Annotated in this window: 9 protein-coding genes and 1 pseudogene; 4 read left to right on the top strand and 6 right to left on the bottom strand. The window is 71.1% G+C overall.

What is annotated here, in order from left to right:
• Window positions 1–51: 51 nt before the first annotated feature.
• Complete coding sequence (locus L8M95_RS03930) at window positions 52–459, bottom strand: DUF1622 domain-containing protein (RefSeq protein ID WP_260488123.1); 408 nt, start codon at window positions 457–459, stop codon at window positions 52–54.
• Between the two features lie 192 nt (window positions 460–651).
• Between L8M95_RS03930 and L8M95_RS03925 the strand changes: the two genes are divergently transcribed.
• Window positions 652–1,950, top strand: a complete 1,299-nt coding sequence (locus tag L8M95_RS03925; protein WP_396119405.1) for an acetyl-CoA carboxylase biotin carboxylase subunit family protein — start codon at window positions 652–654, stop codon at window positions 1,948–1,950.
• 102 nt (window positions 1,951–2,052) lie between these two features.
• Window positions 2,053–4,041, top strand: a complete 1,989-nt coding sequence (locus L8M95_RS03920; protein ID WP_260488121.1) for a hypothetical protein — start codon at window positions 2,053–2,055, stop codon at window positions 4,039–4,041.
• Window positions 4,042–4,089: 48 nt separating this feature from the next.
• Here the strand turns inward: L8M95_RS03920 and L8M95_RS03915 are convergent.
• The 5 genes and pseudogenes from L8M95_RS03915 to L8M95_RS03895 form a co-directional block, all read right to left on the bottom strand.
• Window positions 4,090–4,884, bottom strand: a pseudogene (locus L8M95_RS03915) (ABC transporter ATP-binding protein); the annotation flags it as partial.
• Complete coding sequence (locus tag L8M95_RS03910) at window positions 4,881–5,915, bottom strand: iron chelate uptake ABC transporter family permease subunit (protein WP_260489151.1); 1,035 nt, start codon at window positions 5,913–5,915, stop codon at window positions 4,881–4,883. The pseudogene L8M95_RS03915 and the gene L8M95_RS03910, both read right to left, overlap by 4 nt.
• A gap of 38 nt (window positions 5,916–5,953) precedes the next feature.
• The gene (locus L8M95_RS03905) at window positions 5,954–6,931 is read right to left on the bottom strand and encodes a FecCD family ABC transporter permease (protein ID WP_396119741.1); all 978 of its coding nucleotides are present in this window, start codon (window positions 6,929–6,931) and stop codon (window positions 5,954–5,956) included.
• A gap of 92 nt (window positions 6,932–7,023) precedes the next feature.
• Window positions 7,024–8,052 carry an iron-siderophore ABC transporter substrate-binding protein gene (locus tag L8M95_RS03900; RefSeq protein ID WP_260488119.1) on the bottom strand — a complete coding sequence of 343 codons (1,029 nt, stop codon included), beginning with the start codon at window positions 8,050–8,052 and terminating at the stop codon, window positions 7,024–7,026.
• A gap of 121 nt (window positions 8,053–8,173) precedes the next feature.
• The gene (locus L8M95_RS03895) at window positions 8,174–9,001 is read right to left on the bottom strand and encodes an AraC family transcriptional regulator (RefSeq protein ID WP_260488118.1); all 828 of its coding nucleotides are present in this window, start codon (window positions 8,999–9,001) and stop codon (window positions 8,174–8,176) included.
• Between the two features lie 59 nt (window positions 9,002–9,060).
• Here L8M95_RS03895 and L8M95_RS03890 point away from each other — a divergent pair, with 59 nt between their 5' ends.
• Window positions 9,061–10,038 (top strand): arsenic resistance protein, encoded by a 978-nt coding sequence (locus tag L8M95_RS03890; protein WP_260488116.1) that lies wholly within the window; start codon window positions 9,061–9,063, stop codon window positions 10,036–10,038.
• Window positions 10,039–10,213: 175 nt separating this feature from the next.
• Window positions 10,214–11,677 carry an MDR family MFS transporter gene (locus L8M95_RS03885; protein ID WP_260489149.1) on the top strand — a complete coding sequence of 488 codons (1,464 nt, stop codon included), beginning with the start codon at window positions 10,214–10,216 and terminating at the stop codon, window positions 11,675–11,677.
• Window positions 11,678–11,891 lie beyond the last annotated feature (214 nt).

Here is an 11,891-nt window from a genome sequence, read left to right as displayed (position 1 = left end):
GACGGCCGGTGAACGCCTCGTCGTCGTTGTCGTTGTCGTCGTCGTCGCCCCTCACTCCCCGCGGTGACCCTGGTCGGACGGCCCCGGCGACACGGCGGCGTCGCGCGGCGCGGGCTCCGGTGTCCGCGACTTCTGCCACGGCCAGCGGCCCGAGATCTCCAGCTCCAGCGACCAGCTGAGGAAGGTCCTGATCACGACGATCGCGGCCAGCACCGCCACGCTCTCGAGCGTCGGGGTGACCGCGACCGTCTTGATGATGTCCGCCGCCACGAGGATCTCCAGCCCGAGCAGGATCGACCTGCCGAGAAACCGGCGGAAATGCCGGTAGGTGTCCGGCTGTCGGCTGAGCAGACGCCACGTGGCGATGAGCGTGGCCGCCAGGATGCCGATGACGATCGCGGCCACCCCGAGCGCATCGATCACCTCGCCGACGGCCTCGATGGTCTCCTGAAGGTTCATGTCGCTCTCCTCGCAATCGGGTCCCGCCAGGGCGGTCGACCTCTCGCCGCAAGCCTAGGGAGCACGCCGCCGCGAGCCCCGGGGTTCGGTGATTCGCGACCAGTTGCGCGAGCGCCCCACTTGGGTACGTTTGTGGCCCACGACCCCCGCGCGTCACCCGCCGCCCATCACCAACCGAGGAGACCACCGGTTTTGCAGACTCCCACCGCACTCGCCACCGACGCAGCCGTGGACACGGCCGCCCATCCCGTGCAGGACCCCCACGAGCGCCTGCGCGACCCGGACAAGGGCTACGTGGCGTTGCTCGGCTGGGTGCCCAACGCCGTCGACGCGCTCAGCCGCTTCGACCGGCGCTACGTGGTGGTGGCCCCGATCTGGGCGGCCGACTACTGCCGCGAGCACCAGATCCCGTTCGTCCCGTGGGACTTCGAGCGCCTCAACGACCGCTCGATGGAGATCGCCGAGACGCTCCGCGACATGGGCGTGGACGTGGCGATACCGCTGTTCGAGGAGACCGTCGAGTGGGCGGGCGCCATCAACTCCATGCTCATGGACAACCCGACGCTGTACGGGCAGTCGCTGCTGCTGCGCGACAAGGCCCTGATGAAGCGTCGCGCGCAGCTCGGCGGCATCCGAGTGGGGATCTTCGAGGAGGCGCACGAGCGGGACGACGTCATCCGGTTCCTCAAGCGCGTCAACCAGACGCTGCTCAAGCTCGACGGCGACCCCAACGACCCCATCCACCTCAAGGCGTTCGACAAGGCCGGCTGCCTCGGCCACCGCGTCATCCGCACGCCCGACGAGGTCGACACGATCCCCGACGAAGAGTTCCCGGTGCTCATGGAGTCCCACCTCGACGGCTGGGAGTTCGCCGTGGAGGCCTGGATCCACAACGGGAAGATCGTCTTCCTCAACATCTCCGAGTACGTGACGCTCGGGTACTCGGTGTTCGTCCCCGCCTCGCCCGAGCTGGAGAAGTACAGGCCCGAGATCACCCGGCAGATCGAGAAGCTCATCAAGACCTTCGACATCAAGTTCGGGTTCGTGCACCCCGAGTACTTCGTCACCAGCGACGGCGAGATGTACTTCGGCGAGGTGGCCTACCGGCCGCCGGGGTTCAAGGTCTTCGAGCTGCTCGAGCGCGTCTACGGGTTCAACGCCTACCAGGGCCTCGTGTTGGCGTTCGACCCCAGGACCACCGAGGAGGAGATCGAGGCGTTCTTCCCCCGCGAGGTGGTCGACGCGTCCGGGCACGCGGGCTGCTTCGGGGTCTACCCGCGGCGTCGGGTGGTCTCCACGCTCGCGATCCCCGAGGAGACGGAGGACCACGAGTACTTCGAATCCCACGAGCTCACCGCACCCGTAGAGGAGACCGTCACCAAACGCACCGCCTTCGGCACCCACTGGGGCCTGGTCTACTTCCACGGCGACGACGCCTACGAGATGCGCTCGGTGCTGCGGCGCCAGGAGGACCTCGACTTCTACGTGTGACGCCTCGGCCGGGTGCCCGCGCGGGTACGGTACCGGCGAGCGGACGTGGTCAGAGGTCGGGCGACGTGGCAGACGCCGCCGCGAAGGACGGAGAGTGGACCAGTGGGAGACGACGAGCCCGACGCGGCGCGAGTGCTCGACAAGCGGGTGGCCTCGCTCGTCGACGCCGCCCGATCGCTCGCCGAGGCCGGCGACGTGGCCAAGGCGTCGCGACTGCGACGGGTGTTGGACGGCGTGCGTCTGGTGCTTCTCCGGGGCGGGGGAGCGCGGGCCGTGCAGTCGATGGCGCACGACCTCGAGGCCGCCGGCTTCTTCGACGGCACCGACTGGGCGTCGCCGGCGTCGCTGATCCCCGCACTGAGTGCGGGCACGCTCCGTAGTCCCGACTCCGACAAGGTCGTCATCGAGATCGTCAGCGACCTGCGGCTCGTCGCCGTGGCGCTGGGCGAGTACGAGCACCCGGAGGTGACACCCGAGCAGGCGCGGCAGCACCTCACCGAGGTCCTCGCCGTCAACGCCTCATTGCTGTTCACCGTCGCCACCGAGGCCGAGCGCAGCCAGCAGGGCCGCATGGCGACGGTCACCCGCGCCGCGCTGGCGCACATCGCCGCGGAGATCGGCCTCGACGGCGTGCTCGACCAACTGGTCGAGGAGATCTGGCGCATCCTGCGGCAACGCCCCATCCAGGTGGACCAGATCAAACACACCATCACCCAGATCGCGATCGCGCGCCGGGACCCGCAGGTCGACACCAGCGGCGGCGGCGTGGGCATCGACCGGCTGATCAGCAGCATCTACGGCACCACCGACGCGAGCCGTGAGGATCCCGGGGTGGAGGTCTACCTCTCCCGGCTGGAGTCGATGGACGAGGGTTCGCTGCAGTACGAGGCGACCGGGTTCGCCCGGTCCATGCACGACACCGGGCTCGTCTCCCCGTACCACCCGGTGTTGGTCCGGTTCCTCCGGGAGAAGGGCAGCTTCCTGCTCAGCGAGGCGCTGGGACTGTCCAGCACGGGGCGCGAGAGCCTGCTCTGCTTCCACGCTCTCGTCGACGCCCTCATCGACGCGGCCGTCCACCCCGAGACCGCGCAATCCGTGTACGGGCTGGCGCTGCTGCTCGAGCGGGGGATCCTCTTCCAGCCGCCCGTCGCGCCGGCGCTGTGGCGGCTGTCGGCACTTCCGTTGTCCGACTACGCGGCCGAGCGGCTCGCACTCTCCTGCGGCCCCGCCCACGAGGGGCGCGTGTGGCTGCTCGCCGGGACCATGTCGATGCTCGGCCAGCCGCTGGGCGTGGGCCAGGGCGACAACCCCACCTGCCAGTCCGCCCGGGCGTTGTCGATCTGGGCGTACAACGACCCCGACTACCTGCTGCAGATCATCGCGTGGGCCGCGCGGGACAACGAGGTGGTCATGCACTTCGAGGGGCGGCCGATCTCCTCCCGCGAACTCGACGCGGGCCTGGCCACCACGCTGCCCGTGGACCTGGACCCCGTCTCGCTGCTCGTGGTGCCGCACCTGGACCGGATCTACGCCGAGATGGGTCGGCAGTGTGCGGACCGCCCGGGCGACCCCCACCGGTGGGTCAACCCCGAGTTCCACGGCTGGTGGTCGGCCCGGGGCTTCCGCATCAACGTGGACGTGGAGACCGGCAGGCTGACCGGGCTCGAGGACTTCCTGCGCCACTTCTACGGCAGCTACCACCCTTTCCACAACGGCAATCAGCCGCTGATCCACCCGCAGCCCGCGGGCGTGGCCGTCACCGATTCCTCCGCGAGGTTCGTGGGGTGGCACGCCATCACGATCCTGCGGGTCGCGCTGGACCCGGACGAGACCATGCGCGTCTACTTCTTCAACCCCAACAACGACAGCGGGCAGGACTGGGGCAACGGCGTAGTGGTGAGCACCGCCGGGAGCGGCGAGCGGTTCGGTGAGTCGTCACTGCCGTTCGAGGAGTTCGTCTCGCGGCTGTACATCTTCCACTTCGACACCCTCGAACCCGGCGAGACCGCATCGGTCACGGCCGAGGAGATCTCGCGGGTGACCGACCTGATCCACGGCAGTTGGGGCGCCGACCGGCTGCCGGAGCTCTGAGGGCTGCGGCGCGGCCCGGCCCGGCCCGGCTGCGCCCGCAGCGCCCCTCACCCCGTGCCTCCCGAGCGGCAGCATGAGCGGCCGGCTCGAGGTCGGGTCCTCGATCACGACCGCGTCGAGCCCGAACACCGCGCGCACCATCTCCGGCGTGAGCACCTCGTCGGGCGCACCGCTGCAGTGCACGCGGCCGTCGGCCAGCGCGACCAGGTGGTCGGCGTAGCGGGCGGCGAGGTTGAGGTCGTGCAGCACCATGACGATGGTCGTGCCGCGGTCGCGGTTGAGGTCCACCAGCAGGTCCAGCACCTCCACCTGGTGCGCCACGTCGAGGAACGTGGTGGGCTCGTCGAGCAGGAGCAGGTCGGTGTTCTGGGCCAGGGCCATGGCGATCCACACGCGCTGGCGCTGACCGCCCGACAGCTCGTCCACCGCCCGGTCGGCCAGCTCGAGGGTGTCGGTCGCCTCGAGGGCTGCGGCCACGGCCTCGTCGTCGTCCCTCGACCACCTCGACAAGATCCCCTGGTGCGGGTTCCGACCGCGCCCCACCAGGTCGGAGACGGTGATGCCCTCGGGCGCGATCGGCGACTGGGGGAGCAGCCCCAGGGTGCGGGCGAGTTTCTTGGCGGGGATGTGGTGGACCTGCTCGCCGTCGAGGAGCACCTGCCCGCCGCGGGGCCGCAGTAGTCGGGACATCGAGCGCAGCAGGGTGGACTTGCCGCACGCGTTGGCGCCGACGATCGCGGTGATCGTCCCCGGCGGCACCTGCAGGTCCAGGTCGCGGATGACGGCGCGGTCCCGGTAGCCCAGGTCCAACCCGGTGGCCTCGAGCGAGTGGTCGGCGGTCACAGTGAGCCTCCGGTGCGGTTGGTGCGGGCGATGAGGTAGACGAGGTACGGGGCGCCCAGGGCCCCGGTGATCACGCCGACGGGGTAGCGGGAGCCGAACGCGTACTGGCCCACCAGGTCGGCGGCCAGCACCAGCACCACGCCGACCAGCGCGGCCGGGATGAGCGGCGAGCCGTGTGGACCGACCAGCCGCGCGGCGATGGGGCCGGCGAGGAACGCGACGAAGGCGATGGGTCCGGCAGCCGCTGTGGCGAAGGCGATCAGGCCAACGGCGGCGATGATGAGCACGATCCGGGTGCGTTCGGTGCGCACCCCCAGCGCGGAGGCGGTGTCATCGCCGAGCCGCAGCAGCCCCAGGTCGCGCGCGAGCAGCAACAGCACGGGCGCCAACACCACGGTCGCGGCCAGCACGGGCCGGACCTGCTCCCACGACGCGCCGTTGAGGCTGCCGGTGAGCCACCGCATGGCCTCCTGCAGTTCCCACTGCGGGGCGGTCTTGAGGATGTAGTCGGTGACCGCGTTGAGGGTGGCGGCGATCCCGATGCCGATGAGCACCAGCCGCGTGCCGGCCACGCCGCCGCGGTAGGCGAGCCCGTAGATCCCCAGTGCCACCGCGATGCCGGCGACGATCGCGAACGCCGACACCTGCGCGCCGCCCAGGCCCAGCACGACGATCGCGAAGGCGGCTGCGGCGCTCGCGCCGGAGCTGATGCCGATGATGTCCGGGGAGGCCAGGGGGTTGCGCAGCATGGTCTGGAACGTCATGCCGCCCAGCCCGAAGCACGCGCCGGTGAGCACGGCCAGCACCGCGCGGGGCAGCCGGAGGCGTCCGACGGTGAAGGTCGCCCCGTCGACGTCGTGGCCGAGGATCACGCCAAGTACCTCGGCGGGGGAGTAGAAGGTCTTGCCCACCATGAGGGAGGCAGCGACCAGGCCGACGGCCGCCACGACGAGCAGGCCCATCACCAGCCGACGCCGGCGACCGCGGGCACGCCGGCCCGCGGCCACCACCTCGGCGGCGGACGAGTGCACGGGGGCGAGAGCCCGCGCGCCGCGACCCACGACGGCGGTCACAGCTCCCTGACTTTCTGCCGGCGCACGATCGCGATGAGGAACGGCGCCCCCACCAGTGCGGTGATGATGCCCACGTCGATCTCGGCGGGCCGGGCGACGATCCGGCCGAGGACGTCGGAGGCGGTGACGAGCACGGCGCCGGTGAGCGCGGAGAACGGCAGCAGCCAGCGGTGGTCCACGCCGACGAGCAGCCGGCAGGCGTGGGGGACGATGAGGCCGACGAAGGCGATGGGCCCGGCCACCGCGGTCGCGGCGCCGCACAGCAGGACCGCACCGAGGGAGGCCACGGCGCGGGTGGCGAGCACGTGCTCACCGAGCCCGGCGGCCAGGTCGTCGCCCAGCGCGAGCGAGTTGAGCGGCCGGGCGGCGAGGAAGCAGATCAGTGCGCCCACGGCGAGGAACGGCAGCACCTGCTCGATGGGTTCGAGGCTCGCCCCACCGACGCCGCCGATCTGCCAGGACCGCACGCCGCCGGCGATGTCCCCGCGCGGCAGCACCACCGCGCTGATGAACGACGACGCCGCCGCCGAGGTGGCCGCCCCCGCCAGCGCGAGCTTGAGGGGTGTCGCGCCGCCTCGGCCGAGCGAGCCCACGACGTAGACGAACACGGCGGTGACGGCGGCGCCGGCGATCGCGGTCCAGATGTAGCCGGTGAAGCTCCACAGTCCGAACCACGCGATACCCACGACCACCGCGAGCGAGGCGCCCATGGTCACGCCGAGGATCCCGGGGTCGGCGAGCGGGTTGCGGGTCACGCCCTGCATCACCGCGCCGGCCACGCCCAGGGCCGCGCCCACGAGCACGGCGAGGACGGTGCGCCAGACGCGTTTGGTCACCGCGGCCTCGCCCAGGCCGTCGGTGGAGCCGCCCAGCGCCGCGACGATCTCGTCGGGGGAGACGGTGCGGGAGCCGATGGTGACCGAGGCGATGACGACGACGACGAGGACCGCGATCGTCACCGTGAGCCACAGCAGACGCACGCGCGCCGGGCGTCGCACGGCCTGGACGGCTGACCTCGCGACGCCCGACGCGGGGGCTGCGTCCGGGGCCGTGGCCGGGTCGGCGGTCACCTGCCGGCGGCCTCCGCGAGCTGCGCGACGTAGTCGTCGAGCACCCACGAGATGGCCAGCGGCGTGGGGTTGGCCGCAGTGCCCATGGGGCCGTTGCCGTCCAGGAACACGATCGCGTCGTTCTTCACGGCCGGCATCTGCGACAGCAGCGGGTCCGCGCGCAGCGTGTCGACCAGCGACTGGTCGCCGTAGGTGACGATGAGCTCGACGTCGTCGAACATGTCGAGCTGCTCGGCGCTCACGCTGCCCGAGAACTTCCCGCCGGCCGACGCCTCGGCCACCGCCTTCGGGGTGGCCAGGCCCAGATCCTCGAAGAACGCGGCCCGGGTGTCGGCGGCGGTGTAGAAGTTCACCGTGGACAGGTCGGTGGGGTCGACGTGCGTCATGAACATGGTCGCGGTGCCGTCCAGCTGCGGGTACTCGGCGGTCGCCTCGGCGATCTCGCCCTCGATCCGTCCGATGAGCTCGTCACCCTCGGCCTGCATCCCGAGGCCCTGGGAGTTGAAGCGGATGACGTCGCGCCACGAGGTGGCCCACGCCTCCTCGGGGTAGGCCACGACCGGCGCGATCTCGCTGAGCGTGTCGTAGTCCTCCTGCGTCAGGCCCGAGTAGGCGGCGAGGATGACGTCCGGGTCGGTGTCGGCGACGGCCTCGAAGTCGATCCCGTCGGTCTCGTCGAACAGCACCGGGGTCTCGGCGCCCAGCTCCTCGAGCTTCTCCTCGACCCACGGGAGCAGGCCGTCGCCGTCGTCGTCGCCGAAGTTCGCGGCGGCCATGCCCACGGGCACGACGCCGAGGGCGAGCGGCACCTCGTGGTTGGCCCACGCGACGGTGGCCACCCGTTCGGGTGCCTGCTCGATGGTCGTGGTGCCGAGGGCGTGTTCGACGACGACGGGGAACGCCCCGGAGTCGCCGGACGCGGCGGCACCGCCGGGGGAATCGGCCTCGGACGACGACCCGCACGCGGTCAACACCAGCGCGGCCGTGGAGGCGATCAGGACAGAGGCAATACCGCGAGAACGCATCAGGGCGGCTCTCTCACTCTCAAAAAGGTCGACAGGGCGGCCCACCCGACACCACCATCGGCGTTAGGTGAGGCTGGCCTAAGACGTTACGACCCGGCTGGTGGGCGGCGCAATCGCTTGATCAGGACGCCGGGTATAGCGATTCGGACAGGGCGGAGGCGGCGTGGGCCCCGGCGGGGTCGCCCGCCCCGCGGAAATGCCCCGGGGTGAGGCCGGTGGTCCGGCGGAACGCGGCGCCGAACGCGCTGGCGGAGCTGTAACCGACCCGCACCGCGACCTCGTCGACAGGCATCCCGCCGCCGAGCATCACGGCGGCGTGCTGCGCGCGCAGCGCCGCCTGCCACGCACCGAAGCTCAGCCCCGTCTCGGCGCGGAACGTCCGGGTGACGGTCCGTTCGCTCACCCCGAGCCGGGCCGCCCACTCACCGAGCGAGCGGGTGTCGCCGGGGTTCACCTCGAGTGCGTCGACGATCGGGCGCAGCAGCGCGCAGTCCGGGCGCTGCACGAGCAGGGCGTGCGGTGAGGGCTCGAGCAGGTCGAACACCATCTGCTCGGTGAGCTCCCGCGAGCCCGGTTGGAGTGTCTGGTCGACCAGGCGCTCGAGCAGCAGGGTCAGCAGCGGGGTCACCTCCACCGCCACGGGTTCTTCCGGCAGGGGAGAGCGGGTCCGCGTATCGACGTGGGCCGTGCGGTACCACGTGCCTGCCGGGGCCGTGGCCGAGTGCAGGACCCCCGCGGGGATCCACAGACCGATCGACGGGGTGATTGTCCAGGTGCGCGCGCCGATGGTCGCGGTCGACGCCCCGGCGCGATTCCACAGCAGCTCGTGCGTGGGGTGCGAGTGCGGCTTCCACACGGTGTCGCGGTCCACGCGCTCGGCCATGCCCGTGATGACGAACGGCATCACCACCGCGCCCGCCTCGTACACGGGCAGTGTGCGCGTCTCCACGCGGCCAGGGTAGACCTGATCTGACCGGCGGGGACCCGGCGGCCGGCGTGAGGAGGAGCATGCGCGCGAGCGTGGAGTGGATGGAGCGGCACCAGGTGTCGCTCTACCTGGCGGGCCTCCTCGTGGGCGGGGTCGTCGGGGTGCTCGCGCCCGCGGTGGCCCGCCCGGCGGGGCTCGCGATCCAGCCCGTGCTCGCGCTGCTGTTGTACGCGACGTTCCTCGGCATCCCGTTCGCGCGCATCGGCGGGGCGTTCCGTGACTGGCGTTTCCTCGGCACGATCCTCGCGGTCAACTTTCTGCTGGTGCCGCCGATCGTCTGGCTGCTGACGCGGATCGTCGACCACGACCGGGTGCTCCTGGTGGGCGTGTTGTTCGTCCTGCTGACCCCGTGTATCGACTACGTCCTCGTGTTTGCCGGCCTCGCCGGAGCCGACGTGCACCGGCTCCTGGCCGCGACCCCGCTGCTCATGCTCGCCCAGATGTCGCTACTGCCGCTGTACCTGTGGATGTTCGTCGGATCCGAATTGGTTGCGGCGGTGGAGCTTGAGCCATTCGTCGAGGCGTTCGTGCTGCTCATCGCGCTGCCCCTCAGCGCCGCGGCGCTGACGCAGTATCTCGCCGGGCGGGGTGCCCGCGTCGCGAGGGCGGTGGCGCAGGGCGCGGCCGCGGCGATGGTCCCGCTCATGGTCGCCACGCTGGCTCTCGTGGTCGCCTCCCAGATCAGCGCGGTCAGCGAGCGGCTCGGCGCGCTGGTGCAGGTGGTCCCGGTGTATGTGGCGTTCGTCATGGTCACGGTGCCGGCGGGCATGGCGGCCGGGCGGCTGGCGGGCCTCGATGTGCCGGGCAGGCGGGCGATCGCGTTCAGTGGCGCGACCCGAAATTCCCTGGTCGTCCTCCCGCTGGTCCTGGCACTGCCCGCGGCGTTCGATCTGGCAGCCCTCGTCGTCGTCACCCAGACCCTCGTCGAGCTCGTCGCCATGGTCGTCCTCGTTCGGCTCGTCCCCCGTCTCATCCCCGAGGTAACGCCGGTCACTTGACCCGCCATCCGAACCGTGGTTCCGGTAGCTTCATAGGGTTCCCGTGCGCGGCTCCGCCGGCGCCGGATTCTGCTCTCTGCTCACACCGCAATCCCAGAGGACGACCGTGACGTCTGAAGTCTCCGCCACCCCCCATTCCACACAGGCGGCCCGGGCCCCGCAGGCCTCCCCGCCGATGCCCGCCGCCACCGTGCGGCTCATCGCCCTGCTCGTCGGCGCCGCGTTCGTGGTGATCCTCAACGAGACCATCATGTCCGTGGCACTGCCCGAGCTCATGGGCGAGTTCGCGGTCACCGCCGCCACCGCGCAGTGGCTGACCACCGCGTTCATGCTCACGATGGCGGTGGTCATCCCGTTCACCGGGTGGCTGCTCGTGCGCCTGCCGCTGCGGTCCGTGTTCGTCATCGCGATGAGCACGTTCACCGCGGGCACCCTGCTGGCGTCGCTGGCCATGGTGTTCCCCATGCTCGTCGCCGGCCGGGTCGTCCAGGCGGTCGGCACCGCCATCATGATCCCGCTGCTCATGACCACCGTGCTCAACGTGGTTCCCGCCGACCGTCGCGGCCGCACCATGGGCGTCATCTCCATCGTGATCGCCGTCGCCCCGGCCATCGGACCCACCGTGGGCGGCCTGGTGCTGGACGTGCTCAGCTGGCGCTGGATGTTCTGGTCCGTGCTGCCCATCGGTGTGCTGGCACTCGTGGCCGGAGCGGTGCTGATCCGCAACGTCACCGAGCCCCGGCGCATCCCGCTCGACATCCTCTCCGGCGTCCTCTCGGCGATCGGGTTCGCCGGCCTCATCTTCGGTCTCAGCTCGATCGGCGAGGCCGCCAGCGACAACGCCCTCATCTCGCCGTGGATCCCCGTGGCGATCGGTGTGGTCGCCCTGGCCGTGTTCGTCTGGCGCCAGCTCTCGCTCAAGGACTACGCGCTGCTCGACGTGCGGGCGTTCGCGTTCCCGACCTTCACCGTGAGCCTGGCCCTCATGCTCATCTCGATGATGTCGCTGTTCGGCACCCTCATCCTGCTGCCGCTCTACATGCAGCAGGTCGTGGGCACCAGCACCCTGAACTCCGGGCTGGCACTGCTGCCCGGCGGCCTGATCATGGGCGTGCTCGGCTGGTTCGTCGGCCGCGCGTTCGACCGGATCGGCCCCCGGCCGCTCATCATCCCCGGCTCCATCCTCGCGTCCGCCGGCCTGTGGGGGATGTACACGTTCTTCTCCGCCGACAGTTCGCTGGTCACGGTCGTCGTCTGGCACATCGTGCTCAGCGTGGGCCTGGCGTTCCTGTTCTCGCCCCTCATGACCTCCGCGCTCGGCTCCCTGCCGCCGCACCTGTACTCGCACGGCTCGGCGCTGCTCAACACCCTGCAGCAGGTCGCCGCCGCCGCGGGTACGGCGCTGTTCATCACCGTCATGACGCTGGGCATCGTCTCCGGCGCCGAGTCCGGCCTGGGCGACGTCGCCGCGCAGATGACCGGCGTCCACAACGCACTGTTGCTGGGCGCGTGCATCTCGCTCATCACCGTGGTCGGCGTGTGGTTCGTCCGCAACAGCGCGCAGACCGAGGGGCCCGCGTCGGTGCCGCAGTCCGAGGGGTCCGAGACCGCCACGGCGGAGGAGACCGCCTCGGCGTAACCGGTCGAGATACCGGGCAGATTGGCCGACGGCCGGCCCTGCGCATCTCCGCCGAGGTGTTCTCGCCGCTCATCCCGCAGATCGGCTGATGCGCGATGGCGGTGATGGGTCTGTCCCTCGGGGTCGCGGCCGTGGCCACTGCCGGGGACGTCCTCCGGCACGATCGCGGGTCGAGCCGGCCGAGGCAGGACCTCGTCGTCGTCGTACTCTTTGT

The organism is Dietzia sp. B32 (assembly GCF_024732245.1).
Taxonomy (GTDB): Bacteria; Actinomycetota; Actinomycetes; order Mycobacteriales; family Mycobacteriaceae; genus Dietzia.
The sequence above is the reverse complement of the archived record's forward strand: the minus strand, read 5'-3'. Positions and strand labels throughout refer to the sequence as shown.

Bases quoted from the DNA above. Each gene is read 5' to 3' on its own strand.
- L8M95_RS03890 (WP_260488116.1), top strand. From the start codon at position 9,061: ATGCGCGCGAGCGTGGAGTGGATGGAGCGGCACCAGGTGTCGCTCTAC.
- L8M95_RS03885 (WP_260489149.1), top strand. From the start codon at position 10,214: ATGCCCGCCGCCACCGTGCGGCTCATCGCCCTGCTCGTCGGCGCCGCG.
- L8M95_RS03900 (WP_260488119.1), bottom strand. From the start codon at position 8,052: ATGCGTTCTCGCGGTATTGCCTCTGTCCTGATCGCCTCCACGGCCGCG.
- L8M95_RS03930 (WP_260488123.1), bottom strand. From the start codon at position 459: ATGAACCTTCAGGAGACCATCGAGGCCGTCGGCGAGGTGATCGATGCG.